Origin of the sequence: Reichenbachiella faecimaris (assembly GCF_900176375.1) — a bacterium.
Taxonomy (GTDB): Bacteria; Bacteroidota; Bacteroidia; order Cytophagales; family Cyclobacteriaceae; genus Reichenbachiella; species Reichenbachiella faecimaris.
Genome location: NZ_FWYF01000002.1, coordinates 807729 through 833795 on the forward strand (window position 1 = coordinate 807729; position 26067 = coordinate 833795).

General features: G+C 39.8%; 24 protein-coding genes. 6 read left to right on the top strand and 18 right to left on the bottom strand.

Annotated features, from left to right (window positions below; genetic code table 11):
• Nucleotides 1-41: 41 nt before the first annotated feature.
• The 3 genes from gcvH to B9A58_RS11265 all read left to right on the top strand — a co-directional run bounded on the left by gcvH (nucleotide 42) and on the right by B9A58_RS11265 (nucleotide 1592).
• Entirely contained in the window at nucleotides 42-422 is a 381-nt protein-coding gene (gene gcvH, locus B9A58_RS11255; RefSeq protein WP_084372940.1) for a glycine cleavage system protein GcvH, read from the top strand.
• Nucleotides 423-526: 104 nt separating this feature from the next.
• Complete coding sequence (locus tag B9A58_RS20630) at nucleotides 527-784, top strand: VanZ family protein (RefSeq protein ID WP_317042065.1); 258 nt, start codon at nucleotides 527-529, stop codon at nucleotides 782-784.
• Nucleotides 785-917: 133 nt separating this feature from the next.
• Complete coding sequence (locus tag B9A58_RS11265; RefSeq protein ID WP_084372942.1) at nucleotides 918-1592, top strand: energy transducer TonB; 675 nt, start codon at nucleotides 918-920, stop codon at nucleotides 1590-1592.
• Between the two features lie 83 nt (nucleotides 1593-1675).
• On the opposite strand, the gene B9A58_RS11270 is transcribed toward B9A58_RS11265, so the two are convergent.
• The 14 genes from B9A58_RS11270 to B9A58_RS11340 form a co-directional block, all read right to left on the bottom strand.
• A complete protein-coding gene (locus B9A58_RS11270) occupies nucleotides 1676-2173 on the bottom strand; it encodes a hypothetical protein (RefSeq protein ID WP_084372943.1) in 498 nt (165 codons plus the stop codon).
• Between the two features lie 6 nt (nucleotides 2174-2179).
• On the bottom strand, nucleotides 2180-2980 hold the full coding sequence (locus B9A58_RS11275) for an amidohydrolase (RefSeq protein WP_084372944.1): 801 nt from the start codon (nucleotides 2978-2980) through the stop codon (nucleotides 2180-2182).
• On the bottom strand, nucleotides 2968-4101 hold the full coding sequence (locus tag B9A58_RS11280) for a methionine aminotransferase (RefSeq protein ID WP_084372945.1): 1134 nt from the start codon (nucleotides 4099-4101) through the stop codon (nucleotides 2968-2970). The genes B9A58_RS11275 and B9A58_RS11280 overlap by 13 nt, the downstream gene beginning before the upstream one ends.
• Nucleotides 4102-4103: 2 nt before the next feature.
• A complete protein-coding gene (gene def / locus B9A58_RS11285) occupies nucleotides 4104-4658 on the bottom strand; it encodes a peptide deformylase (protein ID WP_084372946.1) in 555 nt (184 codons plus the stop codon).
• Complete coding sequence (gene ruvX / locus B9A58_RS11290) at nucleotides 4655-5068, bottom strand: Holliday junction resolvase RuvX (RefSeq protein ID WP_084372947.1); 414 nt, start codon at nucleotides 5066-5068, stop codon at nucleotides 4655-4657. The genes def and ruvX overlap by 4 nt, the downstream gene beginning before the upstream one ends.
• Nucleotides 5069-5806, bottom strand: coding sequence for a hemerythrin domain-containing protein (locus B9A58_RS11295; protein ID WP_084372948.1), 738 nt, complete (start codon nucleotides 5804-5806; stop codon nucleotides 5069-5071).
• An 80-nt stretch (nucleotides 5807-5886) separates the two neighbouring features.
• Complete coding sequence (locus B9A58_RS11300) at nucleotides 5887-6852, bottom strand: AAA family ATPase (RefSeq protein WP_084372949.1); 966 nt, start codon at nucleotides 6850-6852, stop codon at nucleotides 5887-5889.
• 5 nt (nucleotides 6853-6857) lie between these two features.
• Complete coding sequence (locus tag B9A58_RS11305) at nucleotides 6858-8204, bottom strand: peptidylprolyl isomerase (protein ID WP_084372950.1); 1347 nt, start codon at nucleotides 8202-8204, stop codon at nucleotides 6858-6860.
• The gene (locus tag B9A58_RS11310; RefSeq protein WP_084372951.1) at nucleotides 8185-9051 is read right to left on the bottom strand and encodes a hypothetical protein; all 867 of its coding nucleotides are present in this window, start codon (nucleotides 9049-9051) and stop codon (nucleotides 8185-8187) included. The genes B9A58_RS11305 and B9A58_RS11310 overlap by 20 nt, the downstream gene beginning before the upstream one ends.
• Nucleotides 9041-11002 (bottom strand): peptidylprolyl isomerase, encoded by a 1962-nt coding sequence (locus tag B9A58_RS11315; RefSeq protein ID WP_084372952.1) that lies wholly within the window; start codon nucleotides 11000-11002, stop codon nucleotides 9041-9043. The genes B9A58_RS11310 and B9A58_RS11315 overlap by 11 nt, the downstream gene beginning before the upstream one ends.
• Nucleotides 10999-11418: an ATP-binding protein gene (locus B9A58_RS11320; protein ID WP_084372953.1), complete on the bottom strand. Its 420-nt coding sequence runs from the start codon at nucleotides 11416-11418 to the stop codon at nucleotides 10999-11001. Before B9A58_RS11320 ends, B9A58_RS11315 begins: the two co-directional genes overlap by 4 nt.
• A 1-nt stretch (nucleotide 11419) precedes the next feature.
• On the bottom strand, nucleotides 11420-11761 hold the full coding sequence (locus tag B9A58_RS11325; protein ID WP_084372954.1) for an STAS domain-containing protein: 342 nt from the start codon (nucleotides 11759-11761) through the stop codon (nucleotides 11420-11422).
• 1 nt (nucleotide 11762) lies between these two features.
• Nucleotides 11763-13817 (bottom strand): GAF domain-containing SpoIIE family protein phosphatase, encoded by a 2055-nt coding sequence (locus tag B9A58_RS11330; RefSeq protein ID WP_084372955.1) that lies wholly within the window; start codon nucleotides 13815-13817, stop codon nucleotides 11763-11765.
• A gap of 376 nt (nucleotides 13818-14193) precedes the next feature.
• Nucleotides 14194-14412 carry a hypothetical protein gene (locus tag B9A58_RS11340; protein ID WP_084372957.1) on the bottom strand — a complete coding sequence of 73 codons (219 nt, stop codon included), beginning with the start codon at nucleotides 14410-14412 and terminating at the stop codon, nucleotides 14194-14196.
• Nucleotides 14413-14590: 178 nt separating this feature from the next.
• On the opposite strand from B9A58_RS11340, the gene B9A58_RS11345 reads away from it, so the two are divergent.
• Nucleotides 14591-14971, top strand: coding sequence for a hypothetical protein (locus B9A58_RS11345; protein ID WP_139793841.1), 381 nt, complete (start codon nucleotides 14591-14593; stop codon nucleotides 14969-14971).
• Nucleotides 14972-15028: 57 nt separating this feature from the next.
• Here the strand turns inward: B9A58_RS11345 and guaB are convergent, their stop codons facing one another.
• Nucleotides 15029-16498 (bottom strand): IMP dehydrogenase, encoded by a 1470-nt coding sequence (guaB, locus tag B9A58_RS11350; RefSeq protein ID WP_084372959.1) that lies wholly within the window; start codon nucleotides 16496-16498, stop codon nucleotides 15029-15031.
• Nucleotides 16499-16685: 187 nt separating this feature from the next.
• Here guaB and hemA point away from each other — a divergent pair, with 187 nt between their 5' ends.
• The gene (gene hemA / locus B9A58_RS11355; protein ID WP_084372960.1) at nucleotides 16686-17966 is read left to right on the top strand and encodes a glutamyl-tRNA reductase; all 1281 of its coding nucleotides are present in this window, start codon (nucleotides 16686-16688) and stop codon (nucleotides 17964-17966) included.
• The gene (locus B9A58_RS11360; RefSeq protein ID WP_084372961.1) at nucleotides 17963-20170 is read left to right on the top strand and encodes a WG repeat-containing protein; all 2208 of its coding nucleotides are present in this window, start codon (nucleotides 17963-17965) and stop codon (nucleotides 20168-20170) included. Before hemA ends, B9A58_RS11360 begins: the two co-directional genes overlap by 4 nt.
• On the opposite strand, the gene B9A58_RS11365 is transcribed toward B9A58_RS11360, so the two are convergent.
• From B9A58_RS11365 to porU, 3 genes are read right to left on the bottom strand one after another with little or no spacing between them, the layout of a single operon-like run.
• Entirely contained in the window at nucleotides 20171-21439 is a 1269-nt protein-coding gene (locus B9A58_RS11365) for a M16 family metallopeptidase (RefSeq protein ID WP_084372962.1), read from the bottom strand.
• Complete coding sequence (gene porV, locus B9A58_RS11370; protein WP_084372963.1) at nucleotides 21439-22653, bottom strand: type IX secretion system outer membrane channel protein PorV; 1215 nt, start codon at nucleotides 22651-22653, stop codon at nucleotides 21439-21441. The genes B9A58_RS11365 and porV overlap by 1 nt, the downstream gene beginning before the upstream one ends.
• A 28-nt stretch (nucleotides 22654-22681) precedes the next feature.
• A complete protein-coding gene (gene porU, locus B9A58_RS11375) occupies nucleotides 22682-26062 on the bottom strand; it encodes a type IX secretion system sortase PorU (RefSeq protein ID WP_176214757.1) in 3381 nt (1126 codons plus the stop codon).
• Between the last annotated feature and the right edge of the window lie 5 nt (nucleotides 26063-26067).

Below are 26067 nucleotides of genomic sequence, written 5' to 3' on the forward strand. Positions count from 1 at the left end.
ACGTATTTTTGGCTCAGTTAATTAAACAAAATCGATTCAAGATGAATATTCCTGAAAACTTACTTTATACAGAAGATCACGAATGGGTGAAAATAGATGGTGATATAGCTACAGTAGGTATTACTGATTTCGCTCAAGGCGAATTGGGTGATATTGTATATGTAGAAATTGAAACGGAAGGAGATACCATTGCCAAAGGTGAATTGTTCGGTACGATTGAAGCAGTGAAAACTGTTTCTGACCTATTTATGCCTATGTCTGGTGAAGTAGCAGAGTTCAACGAAGAGTTAGAGTCTGAGCCGGAGATTGTAAACTCTGATGTTTATGGCGATGGCTGGATGATTAAAATAAAACTTTCTGACTTGAGTGAAAAAGAAGGTTTACTTTCTGCGGATGCCTACAAAGAATTGATCGGGAAATAATTCTTTCAAAATCCTCATATAAAAAAATTGCAATAGGATGGACATGTGCCATCCTTTTTGCTACCCTATCCCCGTCGAGTGGCGAACCGCTGTTCGAATTTCCGATCCCTCATTTAGATAAGCTGGTTCATTTTGGGCTTTTTTTTATTCATGCACTGCTAATGGCTTTGGCTCTAGATGTCAAGAAAGAATATCTCGTGATTTTCTCTCTGGGAGTGATACTGGCAGTGGTTACTGAAGGATTGCAAACCTTTGTACCTTCTCGTCAGACTGACCTTTTAGATGGAATAGCAGACGTTTGTGGAACTACACTTGGAATGATATTCGTTTATTTAGTACAGAATCAAGGGGTTAAGAGGTAGGCCTTAAATCTATAATGTGGATTTATTGTGGATTAATTCCATTGAAAAAAAATGATTTCCTGTAGATATAATGAGGACTTTGCTATATTTGAAGTTGCTATTAGAAAAGAAATTTTATTTTAAATAGATAAGCATGGAGCTAAAGAAAAACCCGAAAATATCTCTTGAGAGAAAATCAGGGATGTTTTTTAACATTGGCTTGGCTGTCAGTTTATTACTAGTCATCACTGCTTTCGAGTGGAGATTTTATGATGATGGAGGATTAGTTGATTTGGGTCAAGTGGATGATGATTTTGAGGATATCATGGAGATTCCTCCTACCGAGCAACCACCACCACCACCACCAAAGATTGAATTGCCAAAGATTATCGAAATTCCTGATGAGGAAGAGATCGAGGAAGAGATCGAAGTGGATTTGGATGTGGAAATTACGGAAGAAACCGTAATCGAAGATATCGTATTTGAAGAAGCTCCTGAAGAGGAAGTTGCGGATGAGATTTTTGATATCGTGGAAGACCAGCCAGGACCTCCAGGTGGTATGGCAGCATTCTACACGTATGTGGCCAAGGAAATGAAATATCCTAATCAGGCACGTAGAATGGGTATCGAAGGTAGAGTATTCGTTCAGTTTGTGGTAGACAAAACTGGTAATCTTACTGAAGTTAGGGCCATCAAAGGTATTGGTGCTGGCTGTGATGAGGAAGCTGTAAGAGTATTGAAAAATGCTCCAAAATGGTCGCCAGGTAAGCAGAGAGGTCGCCCAGTGAAAGTAAGAATGATTTTGCCTATCACATTTAAATTGAGCTAAGCAAAAGTAAAAGCATATAGAAAAACCCGATCAGGCAGCTGATCGGGTTTTTTGTTTTAAGGCATTAGGAAAAGTAGAATTTGTTACTCACAAATCTCTACTGTGAAGGTGCCATTTACAGACGAAGAATTATCATTTCCATCTCTTATATCTAGTCTTCCTGTTACTTCAGATTCAGAAACGCTGAGTATTTCGATTGCTCCTTCCACGGCAATGATGTTCAGACCAAAATCTCCTTCATCAGGATCATAAAACGTGGCTGTTTTGGAGTTGTCGAGGTCGTCAAAATCAAATTTTAATTCAGTCACACCGATTTCATTATCTATATAAAAGAAAATATAGGGACCGTCAAATGAAAACGTCGTGCAAGGTACAGCGTCACTATCAGCTGATAAGTCTATGGAGATAGTACCATCAGAAATATCAGCCCTTCCGGAAACAAAAGTCCAGCTTTTCCCATTAATTGAGCCCGTGGCGGTTTGATCTTTAAAATCATAAGCTGGGCCATCATCGTCATCATCTCCACAGCTGAAGATCAAAATGGATAAACCTATGAGCATAAGTTTTGAAAATAATTTCATGATTTTTTATTTAATAGTTATCGAAAATTCATCACTATCTGCCACAAAAGGATATTTCGCTCTGAATTCATCTTGTGCAGATTTGTTTAATTTTTGAATAATCACACCTTCATGGTTGTCATTGAAATCAAGTGTATCGCCTAGGTAATCGTAGGCTCCACTGTGTCCTACATACGCATGGCCATTGCCATCTTCTCCAATTCGATTGCAGCCCAGGGTATAGCTCTGGTTTTCAATGGCTCGGGCCTTTAACAGGGTATCCCAGGCATTAACCCTTGGCTTTGGCCAATTCGCCACGTAGATCAGTAGATCATAATCATAATCGCCATTGGTTTTGTCAAACTTGTTTTTGGCCCATGCAGGAAAACGCAGATCATAACAGACCAAAGGGCATATTTTCCAACCTTTGTAATTTACAATTAAGCGCTCAGTCCCGCCTTTGAAAAACATTTCTTCCTTGGCCAAGGAGAACAAGTGACGTTTGTCATAGGTTTGAAAGGAGCCATCAGGAAAGGCCATGAAAAAGCGATTGAAGTAGTCAGTGCCTTCTTTTACGATATAGCTACCTCCTATCAGCGCATTTTTTTGATTGGCCATTTGCAACAGCCATTTGTGTGTTTTCAAACCAGGTACTTCTGCAAGTTTTTCTGGCGTCATGGAAAAACCAGTATTAAACATCTCTGGTAGTACAATGACATCCACAGGTTCTGAGATATTCCAAATTTGTTCTTCAAACATGGCCAAATTGGCATCTATGTTTTCCCAATGAAGATTGAACTGAAGGATGGCAACTGTTAGATCTGACATAGTTTTTGCGCGGCTTGTTTTAGGGTTTCTTCACTTTTGGCAAAGCAAAGACGAAGTTGTTGATGGTCAGAGTGATCAGTATAAAACGGAGATAATGGGATAGAGGCTACACCATGAGTCTTTGTGATCCACTCGGCCATTTTACGATCTGGTTGATCGCTGATAGCTGCATAGGAGAAACTTTGAAAATAGGTGCCCTTGCAAGTGATAGGTTTGAACCTAGAAGGTGCCATCAAATCCAATAAGTAATCTCGTTTCTGCTGAAAGAAGCTAGGGAGATACTCGTAGTGTTTGGGTTCGTTCAGGTAATCTGCCAAAGCCCATTGGGTGGCTGTACTGACACTAAAAACTAAAAATTGATGTACCTTTCTAATTTCGTCAGTCAGAAAAGGTGGGGCAACTGTGTAGCCCATTTTCCATCCTGTGGCATGAAAGGTTTTGCCAAAGGAATAAATGGCTACGCTCTTTTTTCTGAGCTCTTCATTTTTTAATACTGAGTGATGTGCTTGCCCATCATAGATCAGATGCTCATACACCTCGTCACTGATCACATAGATTTCTTTGTCCCTTGTGAGCCGTGCTAATTCATTCATATCATTTTCTGTCAATACTGCTCCGCTTGGGTTGTGTGGTGTATTGATGATGATGAGTTTCGTTTTTGCCGTTATTTTTTGTTCTACCTTTTTCCAAGGAATAGAAAAGTCGTCTTTATCTAAATTAATATTGATAGGCACACCTCCACAAAGCTGAATGGTAGGTAAATAGCAGTCATAAGCAGGGTCAAAGAAGATAACCTCATCACCTGCGTGCACAATGGCTGTAATGGTGGCGAACAAAGCCTGTGTAGCGCCTGCTGTGACCGTCACTTCATCTGACTCAATAGAAACGCCGAAAGTGTGGTCAATTTTTTTTGCAATGGCTTCGCGGAGCGCTAGTACGCCAGGCATAGGGGCATATTGATTCATGCCCTTTTGCATATAGTAGTGGATGCGATCTATTAGCTCAGGAGCTACGTCAAAGTCAGGAAATCCTTGAGCCAGATTGATTGCACCACATTCATTAGCCATTTTCGTCATTACAGCAAAAATGGAAGTTTGGGCGTTAGGCAGTTTGGAAATCATGTTTATTTTTTAGATGGGATTTTGATCTTGTAATCGGCGTCGCATTTGCCTTTAGAAATATTGTTGAGTTTCCCTTTGAGCACTCTTTTTTTGAATGGAGTTAAATAATCAGTAAATAGAATGCCATCAATATGATCGTATTCATGTTGTATGATTCGGGCTTTCATCCCATCAAACTCTTCCTCGTGTTCTACGAAATTTTCGTCTAGATAATTGATTCTCAATTTGGCATGGCGAGAGATTTCTTCCCTGATGCCAGGAATACTCAGACAGCCTTCTTCAAAGTTCCATTTTTCGCCTTCTTCCCACACGATTTCAGGATTGATAAACACCTTTTTGAAATTCTCCATGCCCTCTTCTTCCAATGGGCTACCATCTACTACAAACATGCGGAGGGATTTGCCAATCTGCGGAGCAGCTAAGCCTATACCACTGGCTTCATACATGGTTTCAAACATGTCATCTTTTAGCTTGATCACGTCTATGCTACCTTCTTCTATTTCGTCTGCTTCCCTCTTCAATACAGGGTCTCCATATACTACAATGGGGTAAATCATAATCTCGATTCTAAATATGACTGCAAAATGATCGCTGCACTTAGCTTGTCAACGTTCTCTTTTTTCTGTCGATCCTTCTTTTTCATTCCTCCTCTAATCATGGCATCCATGGCGAGTTTGCTTGTAAAGCGCTCATCAACCTGATGGATTTGATGATCAGGAAAGTTTTTCTTCAGCAAATTTATAAAAGACCGTACAGAAGCCGTACTGTCTGTGTCCTTATTCATCAAATCCTTAGGCATCCCAATAACAAATTCGTCTATGCCTTCGGTTTGTTGATAGTTTTTTAGAAAATCAATGGCTTGAAATGTTCTGACAGTTTCTAACGGAGTAGCAATAATTTGAAGAGGGTCAGTGACGGCTAGGCCTGTTCGCTTGGTACCAAAATCAATGGCTAAAATTCTGCCCATTTAATTTTGGCTGAAGGTCAAAGTGAGTTTTTCCTTCGCTTGTTTTTCTAGCATCAGTGCCTTTGGAAACAAGACATTGTTTTCGATATGAGCATGTTTGGTCAACTCTTGATCAAAGGCCTGCAACTCCTTGAAAATTACTTTAAGTTGAATGTCTTCAATATCCGTAGTTTGATACTCTCCTGTAATTCCTCTGATCCCTTTCATTTCATCATCAGAATCTCCATGATGCAGAGCGAACTCTTGAATGGAGAAGGAATCTATATTCACCAGCACCTTGGCTGAACTACTTTTGCCTAATACAAAGCATTCTAGATCATTGATGTATGAAAACAGTCGATCCTCTTCTTCATAAATATGATGAATAAAATCATCCACAAACATGGGTAAAACCATTTTTAGGTCTTCTATCAATTCTGTATCTGCTGGTGCTTTTAGGGCGTTGATTTGACGAAGAATAAAAGGCAAACGATCTTTGATAAATAACTCGTGTGCGTGTTTGAGATAACCAATGATCAATCTTGCTGGAAAGTTGATCAGTTCGGAAGCATTTATTGTAGATCTGTCTTGTGCTCGATCAATTACATCTAGCAGCTGACTCAAGTTGATCTTGTGCTCCTGACAGACTTCTAGTAGTGTTTTATTTTTTGACTTGTAGTACTCCACTCCGAAATAGTCCAAGACTTTCGCGTAAACGAAATTTTCGTTGACCAATATTTCGATTGATTTGTTCTTCATGGGTTCTTCACGCACTGCTACAAATATAAAAAAATTGTAAGAGAGCTTAATACCCTATGACCAATTCGAAGTGAAATTATTTATAGTATGTCAGTAATAATCTTGCTGATGGTCACACCTTCTGCCTCAGCTTTGAAGTTTCGAACGATTCTATGTCTCAAGATGGGTTCGGCAACTGCCTGTACATCTTCGATATCTGGAGAGTATTTTCCATTGAGGAGGGCATTGCATTTAGCTCCCTTGATCAAAAATTGTGATGCTCTCGGACCTGCGCCCCACTCCAAATATGACTGAGCAATGTCAGAAGCTCTATCAGAATCTGGTCTTGTTTTATGCACCAAGTTGACTGCATATTCTATCACATTGTCCGCTACTGGCACCTTATTTACCAGCTTCTGAAATTCAATGATTTGCTTGGCGTCGAGCACTGCGTTTACATCCCCAATGGCCACAGCAGACTCATTTTTTACTATGTCTATTTCTGACTCATAAGAAGGATAATCCAGATTGATCATAAACATGAACCTGTCCAGTTGTGCTTCAGGCAATGGGTAAGTACCTTCTTGTTCGATTGGGTTTTGTGTAGCCAAAACGAAAAATGGCTCATCCAACTTCCATTGTTTTCCAGCTACTGTTACTGAGTATTCTTGCATTGACTCAAGTAGCGCAGCTTGTGTCTTAGGGGGTGTTCGATTGATCTCATCAGCCAGGATAATATTAGAAAAAATGGGTCCCTTGATGAATTGGAAATTTCTGTCTTTATCTAAAGTTTCGGCACCCAAAATATCAGATGGCATCAAATCGGGTGTAAACTGAATGCGATTAAAATCTAAATGCAATGCTGAAGATAATGTCCGAATTAAAAGCGTTTTGGCCAATCCTGGTACACCCACAAGTAGTGCATGCCCCTGACAAAAGATAGAGGTAATCAGCAGTTTGACTACCTCGTCCTGTCCCACAATTACTTTAGATATCTCTTCTTTTAATTTGGCATAAGCCTGATGCAAAGCATCTGCAGCTTCTACTTCGGTCGCATATTCACTCATAGATGTCAATTTATCAAAATTTGGCAATTTTCATACTCAGGTTCTACATGAATATAAACTTCACCTTGAGCTTCCTTAAACCATTTAGACATGATTTGGTTGCGTTTGTTGGCGACAGTAGCCGCTCTTATTTTTTGATAATCCTGCAACAAGTTGGCCTGATGGGGTGGCACTTTTTCTTTGTACATGATAATCCTAACAGCGTCAGTGCCGTCTGCCATTCTAAATTCCAAGGGTTTGGTGATGCTGCCTACAGCCATAGTATCTATAGTAAAAAACAGCGTGGGGTCTAGTTCTTCTACAGATACTCTCATGGCTCCAGTTGCATCACTGAAGAAGCCGCCATTCCCAGCAGTTACCTGATCATCTGAATGTTCTTTGGCAAATACTTCAAACCTCATGCTGTCCACGACTACAGCTGTTCTCAAACTATCCAGAAAATTTTTGGCGTCGTCTACATCACCTACGCTGGGCTGAGGGATAATAAGTATGTGTCTTGAGTTGTAAGTATTCCCTCTTCTTTCGATTAGTTGAATCAAGTGAATTCCAAATTGTGATTCGACAGGTCTGGAAATTTCCCCTGGCTTCATACTTAACGCAGCCGCCTCAAATTCTGGAGCAAGTTCTCCTCTTTTGAAAAAGCCCAGTTCACCACCATTGGCGGCAGAACCAGGATCCTGAGAGTGCTTTTTGGCCAATTGACCAAAATCTTCTCCGTTCTGAATTCGTTTTTTGAAATCAAGCATTTGTGCTTTAATTTCTTCTTTACGGTTTTCGTTGACTTCTGGAATTTTAACTATTTGTCCTATTGTGACCTCAGTAGAAAAGTAGGGTAAACTGTCAGCAGGAATTTGATTGTAGAATTTTTTTACTTCTGCTGGCGTCACTTTTACGTCCTCTCCAATTGTTCCTTGCATTTTCTGAACAATCATTTGTTCTTTGATTTGGTCGAACAAGTCAGCTTTGAATTCTTCTATTGTTTTGTTGTAAATTTCTTCTAGTCTTTCTTCAGATCCTATCTGCTGTATGAAGTAAGACATTCTTCTATCTAAATTGTTTTCCACTTCAATATCCAAAACATAAATAGAGTCTATTTCTGCCTTGGCTACCATCATTTTATTGATGACCAGTGATTCAAGAATTTGACATTTGGCGTTGCCCTGTGACAGTTCTCCTCTTGAGAGGAATTCAAGGTAGGCGCGATCCAATTCCGATTTGAGAACAATATAATCGTCCACCTTGGCTATGATCCTGTCGATCACTACGCCTTTGTCGTCTGACTGTGCTTGACCAGTGCTTATCACACCCATCAAGAGTCCTATCAATACTAACTTAATATATTTCAAATTCATTATTTTCCTTCGCTACTTTGTAAACCTCTTCTTCTAGTTCCTTTCTTAACTCTACTTTTTTCTTATTGATCAGAATGCTTTCAATGTCATCCTTGATGTAACTAAGCGGGGCAATTTGATCTGATATTTTGTAATCCAAAACTCGAATAAAGTAGTAGTAATTTTCATCTGATGTCTCCACAAAACTGTTGTTTTTTAAGAAATCAGCTTTTTCTTGCACACTAATTAAGGGTGTATTGCTGATTACTTCATCAAAATTGATCCATAGTTCTGTTTCCAAAGAAGACTTGGACGCAAAACGATAACAATACGACTGAATTTCTTCTAGATTGGAGTCTGGATAAGTCCTGATGAGCTGTCTGAAATTTTCTATCTGTGGAGCTTCTACTGGTACCATGGCAAACAGACATCTCATAATATTTTGGCGAAGTACGAAGTTTTCGAACTTCTCATTGTAGTACTTCTCAATCTCCTCATCCGAAGTTTCTTTATCCAGACGCTGGTTGATATAATGCATTTCAAATTCATGCACCATTAGCGCATAGCGATAGTCCAAAATCTTGCGCTCAATTTTGGCTTCATCAAAATCCAACTCTGTGGAGGCTCTGGCGATTGTCAATTGTTTTTTGACCCAGGAGTCCACATATTTTGAGACGATCATGCTGCTGTCGCCTTGATTGCCTCTGGGTACCAAACTGCTGATGTCTTCATCATAGAGATAGATGTCGTTGACCCTGGCAATTATCACACGATCGTCTACTTCTTCGGAGACATCTACATTGTAGAGTTGCTCACAAGAGGACAGCCATAAAACAAAAATTCCAGCTATATATAATCTAATTTTCAAATTCTTCAATATATGATTTCAGTACTGACCGATTCAGTTTCATAGGATATTTTTTGCTCAATGCTTTCAGCCACTGCTTTTCTAATTCGGTTTGATAATCCGAAATAACTAACCCTTTGATGTTTTTCAGCGACTTGTAGCCGTTAGGCTGAATAGACGTCACTACCCAAAGCGTCTGGTAGTTTTCTCCTTTTTGAATCGAACTACCAACTTGCCAATGTGCATCAAGCCATTCCTTCTTTCCCTTCTCTATTTTTTCATCAAAAGTCTGCAAAGTTAATGGTTCTTCGCTATTGAACAGACTATCCAATTCGGAATTTGTCTTGTCTAATTGAGTGCTAACACTTTGAAGTACAGCAGAATCCTTGGAGACGAAACGACGAATGACTGCGTGTTCTGCCATTTCGTAATTCTTCTTTTTATTCTTCTCATAAAACCCTTGAAGACCCACACTGTCTACCATGGCCTTATTCCATACTTCTTTTTCCATCAGATTGAATAACAGTATGCCACTGCGATACTCATCCAGTACCATCTGGTAATCGTAGTTGTTGGCTTCTATAAGCTTCAATTCTTCATCAAAAATGCTTTTTTCTTCGAATTGGTTGTACAGCTGTTTCACATAGTCTGGCAAGGTGGTAAGCTTTCGTCTTTTTTGTTTTTGTAGAACAAAAGCAAAAAAATCTTTCATGGTATAGTTGATTGTATTCGTCGTGAATATGGTCTGAGAAAGATCTCCTTGGGTTTCTACATAGTTCCATTTGGCGTTCAAGAGAGACGAATCAAAATGATGGATGAGCTGGTCATAAACTTGACCATTTAGCTTGAAATTTTGCGAAGCCTTCAATTTGGTAAGCGTGACAGATTTTTTATCAGCTGCTCTGGTGTCTCTGGAAATTTTATTCTCTAGGTCAGCTTTTACTTCATCCAAAGGAGCGATTCCTTTTTTGTCCAACAACTGGATGATGTGCCAACCAAACCGGGTTTGAACAGGCTCTGATATATCTCCCTTGTTTTCCAGTGTAAAGGCCACATCTTCAAATTCAGGTACTAAGTTGCCCGTTCCGAACCACTGGAGTTTGCCATTTTGTGACTTGGTTCTCATGTCATCTGAATACAATTTGCATTGCTCGTTCCAATCTGCTCCATTTTTTAGGTTTTCATAGATCGAGATGGCTTTATTTTTTGCCGTAGCCATAGAGATGCTATCAGGTTTAGAACGAATCATGATGTGGGCAGCCAATACTTCCCCACGTGCAGCTCTTTTGTCCTTGATTTCGATAACGTGATAACCAAACCTAGTCTTGACTGGCCCTACAATCTCACCAACTTTGTTTTTATACACGGCATTTTCAAAAGGGTAAACCATTTGTAACGCAGAAAAATATCCCAGATTACCTCCATTTTGCTTGGCACTTGGGTCGTCTGATTCTTTGGAAGCGAGAGTTGCGAAATCTTCTCCGTTCTCAATTCTATTTTTGAGGTCTAAGGCTTTGTTGTAAGCTTTCAGCGTATCCTCTGGGTTGCCGTTCGCATCGGACTTTACTAAGATGTGAGAGGCAGATACTTCCTGCTTCATTCGAGCATAGGCTTCGGCTACCATTTCGTCATTGACCCTGGTTTGCATCAAGTAGGGTTGAGCCAGTTGCTTTCTATAGGTCTTGAATTCTTGTTCGAATTCTGGCGTTTGGTCCTGATCTAAAGAGATGGCTTCTTTCACTTTCAATCTGAATTTGACGTACAGATCTAAGTATTCATTTACCTTGATTTTGGCACTGTCTGCTGACGGGCCGTTTGAATTTTTGAGGAAGTAATAGTCAAAGGCTTTCAAGCCGAAAGACTCATCCCCTAGTTGGAAGAGCGTCTGATCTTCTTTGCTCAACTGAGCGAATGATAAAGCAGGTAATAAGAGGCATAAAGTAAGGAATGAAAATCGGAAGGGTAGGTTCATTTGTTTTTGGTAAACTTTTTAATCATTCTGCAAATATTCTTATTTTCTTCATTTTTGAACTCTACAGTGTCCATTATATTTTTGACTAGCATGATGCCCAAGCCGCCTTTTTTTCTTTTACGTATGATTTCTTCTAAGTTGGGTTCTTTGTAATTGTTGTAATTGAAGCCAATGCCATAGTCAATTATTTCAAACAGGACGCCATCTTTTCCGTGGTCCTCTATGAATAACTCCAAACACTCTGAAGGATTGCATTTATTTGAATGAATAATCAGGTTGGCGCAGACTTCGTCTACTGCCAGAATGACTTTGTGCGCATCTATTTCAGACAAACCAATATCAGTCAAGACCTCTGCCACAAAGTGCCGGATTTCCTTGAGCCGTTCTCTTTTACAATTGGTTTTGAACTGATGCATTTTATTTGATGGCTTCCAAAGCCTCTTCTTTATTTTTTTTAATTGTAATCAATTGATTCAATCCTAATATTTCAAATACTTCATTCACTTTTGGCGCCATGCCATAGATCACGAATTGTATCCCTTCATTTTCTAAATCTTGAATGATGGACATAAATACGCCTAAACCAGCAGAAGAGATATATTCTAGTTCTGCCAGATCTACGATAATCTTTTTACTGGCTGCCATAGCGTCCTTCAATCCTTCTTCCAAATGAATGGAAGAAGAGGCATCCACTTCACCACCTATAGAAAGCTGGTAGTAGGATGGGTCGTCATTGATATGATTATCTATTTTTATCATTCTAATTAAATTTCACAATTAATAGGGTATAGTCATCATTCAATGATTCCTTACCACAAAATTCGTAGAGATCCTTGATTATTTCTTGTTGGATAGTAGAGGGTGATTGGTCGGCGTACTTGGTCAGAGCACTTTGTAATCTTTCGTAGCCAAACTGCTCCTTTTTATTGTTGCAGGCTTCCGTAATTCCGTCGGTATATAATACCAGTACATCCTTGGCCTGGTAAGTAAACTCGTTTACCTGTACGTATTTATGGAAATCGAAGTTTCTCAATATGCCCAATCCCAATCCTCTATTTTTAAAATATTCTGTTTTTCCTGTCTCAGCATTGTAATATAGTGAGGGACAATGTCCCGCACGAGCGAAGTTGACCTTCTTGCTTTTGCTGTCAATCACAAAAAAAGAAACCGTAATAAACGAGGTGCTTTCCAGACATCTACTCAGCGCATTGTTGGCATGCACCAAAAATTCTTTGGGATCCAGATCGAGCTGTACCAAGCTCTGGAAAACCCCTTTCATTTGCGCCATGTGGAAGGCGGCAGATGTCCCCTTGCCTGATACGTCGCCAATGATTAGGGCAGTGCGCTCTTCGTCCAATGGATAGACGTCATAGTAGTCACCACCTACTTCGTCGGCTGCCTTGGAGTAGGCGTGAATGTCATAGGCTTCACAAGGTTCTAGTCTTTCAGGCAATAGTTTGTTTTGTACGCGGTTGGCAATTTTTAGCTCTTCCTTGTATCGCTCATTGACAATGGCGTCATTGAGCAGTCGAAAATTTTCTACGGATATGCTGGCTTGATTCACAAAAGTGTCAATGATATCGATCATCTCTTTGTTGAAGCCGTCGTTTACTTCTTTGAGCAAGGCGAGGACACCTATTTTTTCCCCTTTTACCGTTACTGGAAATTGAAGAATGGATCGGAAGTTAACATCCTTCAGATTTGCTGATATTTTCAATGACTTTGGGTTTCTGTCAAAGTCTGAATTCAATATTTTTTTGAAACGACTGTTATTGACAGCTTTGGTAATTACTGGAATCAGCCCCTTATCCAAATTGTGTGTCAGGGTGACTTCTACATTTTTGCTAGGGTCAGAAATTTGTAGCCAGGCAGCCTCAGAGTACACGGCACTTACCGAACTATCGAGCAGGATTTCATATACCTTCTCCTCACTTTCTCCAGCAGGGATGGATTGGCTCAATCGCTGGAAATTGACGGCTTCTTCCAGTTTCTTTTCGAATACAGAAGTGGTGGGCAGGTTGAATAAAATCACCAAAAGTGCAATCACACAATAGATGACGATGAAAGTGATCAGAGCCAGAATAAATACACTATCCAACAGGTCTCTGACCAACTGCACCTTTTCTGAAAAGAACATCAAGGTTTTGAAGAAATACCAGATGTAGATCACCACCAGCAACACAAATAGGATACTTCTCCACTTCTGCTTGAAGTTGAGATAGGCTATCCATTTGAGGTTGAAAGAGAGGTATAATCCAATCAAAACCAATATGCCATAAACGGATAGAAATGCAGGGTCTTGATAGTCATGCGAAAACAAATCGAAAATCAAAGTGCCCAAAAGCGCATATTCGTATAGCTGCCAGGTGGCTAATAAGGACTTGGACTTTTGGTAAAGAATCAGTCGCTTCCAGACAATGAAGGTCGAAATTAGAAAGGCAATGACCAGTCCAATATTGACATGGTATAGGAAGTTAATGATCAGTGTATTGCTGCCGACCTTGCTTGAAGCGAAAATGGTAAAGAAAAATTCTATGCAGAGTGTGACCACTGTGGCGATCAGACCTGACACAAAAACCCGCCAAAGCAAGTCTACAAAATTGACACTCTCGGCTTGGCCAATGTTGAATCTGTAGAACAGAATCAATGAAATAATGAATAGGGTCAACAGCGCATTTGACACAAAAGGCGGAAAACCAAAGGCAATCCCATTGAGCTCACTAAATAGCGCCATCAAGTCCACTATGGTGAATAGTGACCAGAAAATAATCCCGAGGATTACGCTTAATCTAATGATGCCCTTTTGTGAAATCATTCAATGAGTTGATAACCGAGGCAATTTAGTAAAAGTTGGGGAATGGGAGGTACGGATGTTACATCCGTGCCAGTTGGAAACTTATTTGGTACGATCATTCCAAATCTTAGGGTTTCGAGAAGTACTCAAAACGGCATGAACAAATATGAAATTCTTTTCTAAAGTATAATGAATGGCATATGGAAATTTTTTCACTAAGGTTAGCCTAGTTTCTTTATATCTTTTCTGATAGGCGTTGGGGTTAGTAATCAGCAGTTGAATTTTAGTATCAACGGCTTCCAAAAAAGCCAAACCCAGTTCAGGCTTTTTAGACTCATATCAATTGGCTATTTCGTTCAAATCCACTTCAGCAGTGGTTTGATTACCAATTTGTACTTTATAGTTGATCAACAATCCTAGACTTTGTTTCTTCCCAAGATGATCCCGACTCATGATTTTTCAACCGTTCATCAAGGATCTTTTTATGTTCATCTGAAAATTCAAAATGATCCTCAGTCAAATCAGCCTGAAACAAACCATAAATCATTTGCAAAACTCGGTCATCTGCCTGATCGACATACTTATGAATTTCATCTCTTAATTCTGTATTGCTCATGACTAAGGGCTTTTATCAAAGTTAACGAATTGATGGAAAATAGTATTTGAGTACAAGGTCTAAATCACTGGCTCGGATGTAAGATTCGCGTTATTGAGGAGAAGTTCTTTGCTAGTGGAGTTTCAAATTAGTATAGAACAGGTTATTTTTATTGATAATAGACCAACAAAATAATATCATGAAAAAAGTATTACCTCTCCTAATATTTACAATAATGGTGGTTTCTTGTGAAGAATCGATAGTATCTGATAAAAATGACGCTTATGTTAGACAAATAGATGGCATCTATGTTTATATATATTCAAAACCCAAAAAGGATCATCAAGTGTTAGGTTCAGTAGTGAATCCTTTAGCAGAACAATTAAATGAGGCTACAAAGGGGAAAAAGAAATTTGGTGATATAGTTAGTGGTATATTATCTACAGGGGCAAAAAATGCTGACTTTCAAAAATTGTTATACAGCATGGTGGCTCAGGCTAAAAAGGACTATAGGGAAGCAGAAGGAATTATTTTTGACAAAAAATTGAGTGAAGGTTTGGCAATTAAATTTACTGAGTAACAAAAAACCCAGCCAATTTTTTGGCTGGGTTTTGAATTCTTATCTTGCTACAACAGCTTATCGACTATAGTTCGGCGCTTCTCTAGTGATCTGAATATCGTGAGGATGAGACTCCGCCATTCCAGCGCCAGTGATTTTTACGAATTTACCTTTTTTCAATCCTTCTACAGTTGATGCACCTGCGTAGCCCATGCCAGCTTTGAGTCCGCCTGTCAGTTGGTATAGTACTTCAGACACCATGCCTTTGTATGGTACACGGCCTACGATCCCTTCTGGTACTAGCTTCTTCACGTCGTCTTCCGCATCCTGGAAGTAGCGATCTTTCGACCCGTCCTCCATGGCTTCCACAGAGCCCATGCCTCGGTAAGTCTTAAATTTTCTACCTTCGTAAATGATGACTTCACCAGGCGCCTCTTCAGTTCCGCCAAGTAAAGAACCAATCATGATACAGTTGGCTCCAGCTACGATCGCTTTCACAAAGTCTCCAGAGAATCGAATGCCACCATCTGCAATGATAGGTACGCCTCTGCCTTCTACGGCTTTGGCGGCTTCATACACAGCAGACAGCTGTGGCATGCCCACACCAGCAATGATTCTGGTGGTGCAAATACTACCTGGCCCTACTCCTACTTTGATGGCGTCTGCCCCTGCATCTGCTAAGGCTACTGCTGCCTCCGCTGTCGCGATGTTTCCTACGATTACATCTAAGTCGGGGTAAGCTTTCTTGATGGTTTTACAAGTATCGATCACACCTTTGGAATGCCCGTGTGCTGTGTCAATAGATACTACATCTACACCTGCTTCGATCAGTTTCTGAATTCTTTCTTTGATGTCTGGCGTCACTCCAACAGCTGCACCCACTCTCAGTCTACCAAATTCATCTTTACATGCATTGGGCTTGTCCTTGTTTTTAAGGATATCCTTGTAGGTAATGAGTCCAGTCATTTTGCCAGCCTCATTCACGATTGGCAATTTTTCAATTTTGTACTCTTGTAGAATTTCTTCAGCACCTTCCAACCCGATGCCATCTTTGGCAGTGATCAGATTGTCTTTGGTCATGATCTCTTTGATCAGTAGCTTTTTATTCTTCTGGAACCTTAAGTCACGATTGGTAATGATACCCACTAAGGTTCTGTCTTTGTCGATCACAGGGATCCCACCAATCTTGTGCTCCTTCATAGCAGCCAAAGCGTCGCCCACAGTTGCATCTCCGTGAAGTGTAACTGGATCGAGAATCATACCACTCTGAGATCTCTTCACTTTACGAACCTGTGCCGCTTGCTGCTCAATGGTCATATTCTTGTGGATGAACCCAATACCTCCTTCTAATGCCATGGCTATAGCCAAGTCAGATTCTGTGACGGTATCCATCGCGGCAGAGACCAAAGGAATGTTTAATTTGATGTTTTTGGTGAGATAAGTACTCGTATCTGTATCTCTTGGTAAAACTTCTGAGTAACCTGGGAGTAGAAGCACGTCGTCGTAGGTGAGTGCCTCAAAAACCAATTTAGAACTGTCGAAATGCATGTGCAAATAAGTGTTTTTATTTGCCGTGCAAAACTAGGGTCAAAAATGTTAGAAATAGGTATGATAGTTTAGAATAATTTTCATCAACTGATAATTATTTATAACAATTCTAAATAAGAGCTCGTATGACCCACGTCATGTATTCTTTTCGTTTTTAGATTAATTTTGCCAGTTCGAATAGTAGGATATGCACAATCAATTCAAGGCGGTCAGTTTATCTTATAAAAACGCGCCAGTTGACGTACGGGAAATGGTAGCCTTCGATGAAGCACAAAGTAAGCGGCTTCTCGAAATGATAGAGGATTATTCAGATATCTCTGAAGCACTCATCATCTCTACATGCAATCGCACAGAGGTATATTACTCTTCACCTTCTGATCGGTATGAGGTGATTATCAAATTGATCGGAATAGTAAAGAGCATATCTAATATTTCGGATTACACAAAATATTTTTCTAATCTCAGTGAGCACAAGCAAGCGGTTCAACATTTGTTTGATGTATCCATTGGACTAGAAGCACAGGTGGTTGGTGATTTGCAAATTATCAATCAGATCAAGTCTGCTTATCAGATTGCGGCTGATCAAAACGTAGTAGGCCCTTTTCTACATAGATTGCTTCATACGATTTTCTTTACCAATAAGCGCGTGGTGCAAGAGACAGCCTTTAGAGATGGAGCTGCTTCTGTATCTTATGCTACTGTAGAATTGATCAATGAGTTGACTATCGCCCATGAAAAGCCAAATATTCTAGTGCTTGGTCTTGGCGAAATCGGAGAAGATGTAGTTCGAAACTTGGAACACATTGCGGAGAAAGAAGTGGTCATTTGTAATAGAAGCATTGAAAAGGCAAATGCTCTGGCTGAGGAGTTTGGGTATGCTGTGACCTCGTTCGAGGGTTACGAGCAAGCAATTTTGAATGCTGACGTAATTATTTCTTCAGTACGTGTGAATAGCCCATTGATTACAAAATCGACTTTTGCTGATCATAAGGTTTTAAGCCATAAATACCTTTTCGACTTATCTATGCCCAGAAGCATTGATCCTCACATAGAGGAGGTGAATGGTTTGTTGCTATACAATATTGACGGCATTCAAGCGAAAGCCACAGAGGCGCTAGAGAGAAGGCTCGCGGCTATTCCTGATGTGAAAGCCATTATAGCTGAAGCCATAGAAGAATTTGGTAGTTGGTCTAAAGAAATGGAAGTTTCTCCAGTGATCAATAAATTGAAGAATGCATTAGAAGAAATTCGTCAAAAAGAAATCGCTCGTCACTTGAAAAAAGCCAATGAAGCTGAAGCTGAATTGCTTGACAAGGCCACCAAAAACATCATGCAGAAGATCATCAAGTTGCCTGTGCTGCAATTGAAAGCTGCGTGTCAAAGAGGCGAAGCTGACTCGCTTATCGAGGTACTCAACGACCTTTTCAATCTTGAAGAGCAATCAGAGAAAATCAAATCCAAGGGGTGAATATTAAACAGTATTCCACTCATTTAAAAGCCTTCCTTCTTTTAGTCTTTCTACAATTTCAAGCAGAAATTGTGCTTGGCCAATCTTCTTTTGAATTTTATGAGGAGGGTAAAAAGTTAGGCTTAAAAAATGAGAAAGGTGAAATCCTCATTCCAGCTTTTTATGAGCAACTTGGATGGAGTCAAGGATTGAATATGCCAGTAAATGGCGTCATTGGTTATAAGAAGGAACACTGGGGACTTATATCTGTCAACAATAAGGTGATCACTGGTGCTCGATACTATTCTCTGCAAGCCATTCATAAAAACTTGATTATTGCATCAATCAAAGGGAAGTTTTCCAATGAGCTTTTCTATGGTGTCATCAATTTTAAGGGTGACGTGGTGGTGGATTTTAAATATCACTCACTCAAGCCATTGGATGAACTACTCATTGTATCAGAACGAAAGAAGGATAAATCATATTATGGCCTTTTGAGTCAGCAAGGGAAGACATTGCTTTCTTCAGATTTTAACAATATTTCCTATTTCAAAGACAATCTGTTTGTTTTTACAAATGCCAACAAACAAAAGGGCATTATCCATAAAAATGGGTTAATCAAAATAGAGGCGACACTCGACAGTATAGCTCCTGCTTCCGGAGACTATTCTCTGATTATGCAGGCGGGTAAAGTTGGCGCCATTGACTCTTCTGGTACTATTTTGCGTCAGCCTGCATTCAAGGCGATCTTCACTTTGGACGACGTGGAGACATTCAGGCAGTTTGAAATATTTGATGCCGATCACCATTCACTTAAAAGCTTTTATTGTGATACTTTGTTTGAAATATCATCAGACCTATTGGCTGTTGTCAGGAATGAGTTCTATGAAATACTAAACACAGATTTTGAAATAGTATACAGGGGCCAATCTTTGAAAAGCTTGTCTGCCTTTCGCAAAAATGTCATAGTTAAAAATGGAGTGTATCGCATCATCAAATACAATGGCGAACCCGTAAATGAAAACGGGTTTGATACCCTGCTTTTCGATAAAAACTATATTTATGGTAACAGTCGTGGGCAATGGGATATTTTTAACAAGTTTGGTTCGAATATTTCTACGCTCAATTTTGATTCTTTGCTAGTGGGTAGCAACAATCTAATTCCAGTACTAAGAAGTGGGTATTGGGGATACATTGACCATTCTGGAAAAATGGCCATACCTGCTAAGTTTGATAAGGCTGGATTATTTATCGGGAATATGGCTGAGGTGAATTACCTAGGATCCAGACGCATCATCAATCAGTTTGGTGAATTCATTGGTGAATCTAATTATGACAAAGTGACCATAGGAAAGGCCAATACAGCACGGGTTGTGAAGCGCGGCCGAACCGATCTGATCAATTATCGCGGCAAAATTTTGTTTCAAACTTATAACCAACTCTCCCTCAATTTTTTTGGCTACCTGGAATCCACGGCAGAAGGGAAGGTTGGGCTCATTTCTCATCTAGGAGAAGTCATGCTTTACCCTGAATATGATAGCATCTCCGAACCAAAAAATAGGCGCTATGCTGTAGTGAAGCAAGGAAATAAAACTGGGTTAGTCAACTTTAAAGGCTTCTGGATTTTGCCCTTGTCTGAAGAGACTCAGGAGATCTGTCATGTAAACGATGGATTTATCAGTATTAAGAAAAATGGTCAGTATGGGTTTGTAGACTTTGGCCAGAGACTCCTTATTGCCAATAGGTATGAAAAGACCAAACCATTTACTTCTGAGTTGGCAGCTGTAGCTTTAAATGACAAATGGGGCTTTATCAACAAAAAGGAGCAATTGGTTATTCAACCCACCTACAGCTATGTTACACCTTTTCGAAATGGAATCTCTGTAGTCAGAAGAGATGGAAAATTTGGTGCAATAGATCTACAAGGTAAAGACAAAATCAAAATCGAATTTGATACATTGGAAACTACCACACATGAATTTTTGTTGGCCAGTAAGGAAGACAAAATTGGGCTTTTCAATCAGTATGGCGACTTGCTTTTGCAACCCTCTTATACCGATATTCGACCAACCATGGACGACCACTTTATCGTTTCCCGTAGAGGATTGTATGGTCTCATAGACGCCAATGGTAGGTATAGTATTCCTTTGAAATATTTTGCTATCCAGGAAATTTCTCATGGAAAATACATTTGTTTGGAAACAAGCACCACTGAACTAGAATAGCTACTGGTTCAACCCAACAATCGTGGTATATGCGTCAGCCGTGTTGAAATGCTTCTCAATGGAAGACTTAATGGTTTGCTCATCTATATTTCTTAGGGCGTCAAAATATCGGTCGTAATAAGATGCGTCAAGCCCTACTTCCTGAACCTTTTTGAATTTTTCCATGACATGGAATGGAGTGCCTATGGATGCTAAAAACGAACCCGATAGGTAATTGGTCAAAACTACAATTTCCTCTGAGGGAATGGACTTATTCAGTAGTTTGTCAATCTCAGTTTTGATTTCGGAAAAAGTATCTTTCGTGTGTTCGGCCACTACATCTGCGGAGATCATACCAAAAGAGCTATGCTTTAAGTGAATAGGATAGGAACTGATTCCATAGGTATATCCTTTCTCCTCTCTTATGTTTTTCATCAGGCGAGACCCAAAATATCCGCCAAGCAAACTATTCGAAATTTGGTAATTAAAATAGTCTCCGCGTGTTTTGTCTGGTATCAGCCATGCCATGCGAATTGAAGATTGCATGCTCCCCTCTTTTTTCACGTAGATATCTCTGTCTACGGATTGGAATTTAATTTCTTTCCCGTAGAATGCTTGAGTGGGAGGAAAGGTAAGCTGTGATTCCAAACTATTCAATAGCTGCTCATCAACTTGCCCAGACAGGTAAATTTTGGGTTGATGAAACAGTCGCTCGGCATAGTATTTTTTGATATCTACTAATTGAATGTTTTCAATATCATCAGTACTTAAGGCTTGCCCATAAGCAAAAGAGGCACCATAAATGGCTTCCCTCAATTTCTTAGAAGCGAATAGATTGCTTTTGTTATCGTTCAGAGCAATCTGATCTTTTCTGTTGGACTTTAAAATTCCAAATTCTTGCTCTGGAAATGTGGGTTCGTTGATGATTTCATTGAGTAATGAAACCACTTGGCCAAAATTTCTTTTTAGACCATAGACGGTAAAGGAAACATCGTCAAATCCAGGATTGATTTCTAGAAAGGCACCCAATTTTTCGAAACCTTCTGTAACCTGACGGGCAGATTTATTTTTGGTTCCTTCAGCGAGCATTTTGGCTGTTAGCCAGGAAACAGATTTTTTAGATTCGTACCAAATGCCTGATTCGAAAACCAGCTCAATTTTTACAACAGGTTGGTCACCAGCATTGAGCCAAAAGATATCAATATCTGCCGCTGAAGCATGTTGATTGACTTGAGTTAATCCACTAAATATGATTTCACCAGCAGTTGGGGCAATGGTTCTGTCTAGCATCAATTCACTGTGGTGTCTTGCACTTCAGCTTTGTCGAAGTTGAATAATAGAGAAAAACGAATGGTTTCTGCTAGAGGATGATTATTGTCGCCTGGGACCAGATATGAGAAGTCGACACCAAATTTTTGATATCTCAACCCTAATCCTAAGGTCAGATATTGTCTGCCTCCCTTGTTTTCATGCTCATAGAAGTAGCCGAGTCGGGCAGCAAATAGTTCTTTATACCAGTATTCCACACCAGTGGCAATCATTATTTCTTGCAATTCTTCAGATCCACCATCTGGCGCATCATTGAATGAGCCAAACATACCTGCTAATAGGTTTCTGTTAGGGTCTTTCCCGTTTAGGATAATGGGTTCGTTATTATTGTCCAATGCAATTGTTTCTCCATCTGCTTCATATTCATAGACTGGAGGAGTAGGCACCATCAATTTGTTTAGATCAAGTGCAAAAGTCAATGAATTGAAAGCATCTAGACCTACAGTCAGTGCTGTACCTACTCTTAAATTGACAGGGATAAAATCAGCGTCACTTTCTGTACCATAAGTGGTTTTTTGACCTATGTTGGTAATGGCCGCACCAAACGAAATTTCAGAGTCCTTACCTCCAATCACAATTGGGTTGGTATAGTAGAATCCTAAATCAACAGCAAAACTGGTCGCCGCTTTGGCCGCGCTTGTACCACTTCCTATCAGGTTAGACCAGATATATCTCGCAGATACACCAAGACCAATTTTCTCAGTTAATTTTCTTGAATAGGTCGCATCAAAGGCTACTTCTCTTGGGTTTTCTGTCCCTAAATCGCCCCCTACCACGTCTGTCAAATGAATTTGTCCTAGGTCAAAATACCGCATGGAGATGCCTACGGTTTGAATTCTATCGATCTTGTAATATCCTGATAAATAGGTGAGATACATATCATCCACGATCTTGCCTAACCAAGGGGAATAAGATAACGACCCCCCAAAGTTGTGATCGATAAAAGCCAGTTTCCCGTTGTTCCAATGTACACTATTGGCATCTGGAGAAGTGGCCACGCCTACATCTCCCATTCCGGTAGCCCGTGAGTCTGGAGCGAAACTGATAAACGGTACGGCTGTTGTTATTACTCTTCTTCCTTCTTGACCAGATGTCTGGGTTTGTCCAAACACAACTAGGCTAGGTAGTGAAAGGATTATGGTTAAAAAAACCCTTTTGATTGTTGTTGTTGTCATAGATTAAAAAATTAACGTGCAAAGATAGCTAATTCATGATTACTATCCTTCTGAATACTTCTCCCGACGAACCATCTACTCGGCTTTGCACTTTGAGCCTATAAATATATATTCCTTTTCTTACTCTGTTTATACCAGTACCTTCTAAGTTCCAAATTAATTCCAGAGAATGGTCTGAAACATTATCAAAACGGTTGGTTTGTGTATATATTTCCTGCCCTTGCATGTCCGTAAGGGTTAGATAAGCCACAAGATCCTCACCCAATCTATCATGATCAAACCTGATTGTTGTATAGTCTGTATCAGGTAGGATTGGGTTGGGATAGTTGATAACCTCCGTCAGTTTAATTCCATTTTCTTTTGTAATGAAAAATTCAATCTGTTCAGTAGTGAGATTATTAAAGATATCTGAGGCTTCTAAGGTCAATGCATATCGACCTGGCACCAGATTTTCTAACGGATAGATTATCCACCCTTCTTGATAGGTGTCTACATTGGCTTCATAATAATCGTTTAGAGGAATAGGTTCATCATCATTAAGTGAAAGTAGTAATTCATTTCCAAAGCCAATGTTAGAAATGTTGATGCCACTTTGGTCTGTAAGTTTGACAAGTAGAACAGGAGAAGGGCCAACTGTTTGACCTGACTTAAAAGTGGAGTCGTTAAGATAAATGGAGATCTCAGGTGGCGAAAGGTCAGGGTCAGTTACTTTTTTAGATCCACCAATAATGACTTCCGAAAAGGCACCATGCGCATCAGAAGTGGACAAATGGTTAACAGCATAAAAACTTAGTTTACCTTCTCCAAAGGAATAGTTGATATTCTTTGGAACGATAAACTCAATATCAAACTCTCCTTCAGTAACTGTTGCTTTACCTTGAAACAATAGCACATCTCTGACATCAAAAATTTGCTTAGCAGATTCGTCGCCTCTGGTCTGAAATTTTGTGGGCTTGTCATAGGCAGTGAGTGTAACGACACCGTCGAATTTAGTATCAACAGTACCATTGGATTGAACCTGGCCACTAATTCTGTATTTGCCAAAAGCGCTAAGTGTGTCCAATTTATCCGTCGATTTGCCATTTATAGCAGTCAACTCAATGGATTGTTTTGGAAATGATATCCGCATCATTGGATCACCAAGAAGTGCATAGTTTCTATTTCCTGATCCCACAAGGCTATTGTTTTTTGTTTCTTTCATTATATCGCCAAGCCGTTTGAACTGATCCCCTTCTTTTTCCATGGCAGAAAAGTAGAAGGCCTCATTGAGTTTGTAATTGGTGTTGGCATAAACAGGTCGAGTGGCTGTAATAAGTGCTACGGAACCCCCATAAGGCAGTAATACCATTTGTTCACCTCCTGATACCCTATTGGGATAGTCGTAATTCCCAAATTGACAGGTGGCGGTTACAAATAGTGACATTAAAATATTGTTATTTAGATCGTCTATCATCAATTCATTAAAAATGTCCTCGTTGGTCAGTTGACCCTCGTTGCCATGTCCTGTAAAATTGACGATCAAATTGCCATTTGATATGGCCTGCAAAAAGGCCTCTGAAGCCAGTGGTGATTTGTTTTGTGTTTGGACGTAGGCGTCAAGGTAAACTTTGTTTATGTTGAGTTCTTGACGTGTGGTATCTACGTACGTAGACATTTTATCTGCATCTATTTGATGTATGTTGCTGTCTCCGTCATCTGCTATGAAGGTGATTTTGTTACGCCACTTTCCGAAACCTAAACGATTGGTTTGGTAGCGAATGATCTTGTTGACCACTGCATTTCCAGCTTCGTTAGTTTGTATTGGAATTCGGCCAATGCCAAGTTCCATGGTATGGTCACCTCCTACTGTTTCTATCCATTCACCTTCGTCGTCAGACATAAAACCAAAGTAGTCGTCAGAAGAAAAGCTTTGTAGAGGGTGTAGGGAGTTTCTGGATTCATAAACAGGAACGAAATTGGTCATTTCAATGCTTCGATCTTTATAGTCGAAAGAACAGTCACCAAAAAGGAGCACATATTTAAGCTGATTGTATTTATCATATTGAAACTTGATAAAATCTCGAAGTGCAGATACATCCTGCATACCACTAGAAAATTCGTTGAAAATTTGATCTACAGTGACTACTTCGACGAGCAGCCCGTCATGGGCTAACCGAAATTCGGCCAGCCGTGTGGCAGACGAGAGGAAGTTTGAATGTGTGATGATAATACCATCTGCTGGAGGTAGTTCGTGAAGGTTTTGATTGTCTATTTCTTTAATAAGGAGCGGAGTCAATTCTTGCCCTTCATTGAATGCCATGTAGGTCGTTGATTCTTCTGCAGATGCAAATGTTACCTGACCACTGGTCTCTTCAGTATTTGCCCGAATGGGAAATATAGGAGAAGAAATGTCCCAGACTTGAGTGCTGGCATTACCTTCTGAAATTTCAAAAGTAATTAGGCTGGCGCCCATGGGCCTGTACCAAAGGAGTCTGCCCTGACTCAGATTTAATCTTTTTTGCATGCGAGCATGGACATAGTCTATATAACCATCACTTAATCCATCATTGGTGAATCTAAAATTAAGATCCAATCCATTACTTAAATCAATGGAAGAACTAGATATGGTGAATGTGTCCGATTGAGTATCTGCTCGCGTGGTATATTTATTTGTTGACACTGGATTCATTTCAACTGTACCTAGGCTAGAACCATTGGCCTCAATTTCATAAGAAGACGCACCAGAGGAACCAGACAATAAACTTGTAAATACAAGAATATCAGAGCCACCTACAATCCCATCAGTTGCAAAAGACACTTTATGAGATTTCGTGGAATTATTGAACCTTTCTCCATACCATTCACGCCCAGAATCAATAATGGTATTTTCTTCAAGTTCATGGACTTCGAGCGATTGATATGACTTGATAGTTGATATGTCATCTTTTGGCAATGCGACTGTTGAGATCCGCAAGCCGTCAGTTTCTTTAATGGTTAGAAAATAAAAAGCCGTATCACTGTATGGATTTTTTTCAAATTGAAATTGATCTGTAGCCTGACTATAGCTCAGATAATGAGGAGACTTGCCGTAAAAAAGAAGGTAATCGTTTGTGTCAAATTTCCCATCAGATTGCCCAGTTACAGTAATGGCATTTTCTAAAAGATCGTCAGTACGACCTTCGTCATTGGCTTGTGGAAGGATACCATTGTTTGCATTGCCATAGATGGCCAACTTTGTTGGATCTAAATTGGCTAAATCAATCCCCATTTGTTGTAGCAGTTCGCGGTCTATTTTATATACCCCATCCTCCAACACTGCCAATTTGTACCAGTTGCCACTTGATAATACAGATGGATTTTGCGCTTTCACGTTTTGAGCAAAAGTAAAAACCAGCAAAAATCCAGATACTATGTGTAATATTCTTTTCAACTTAT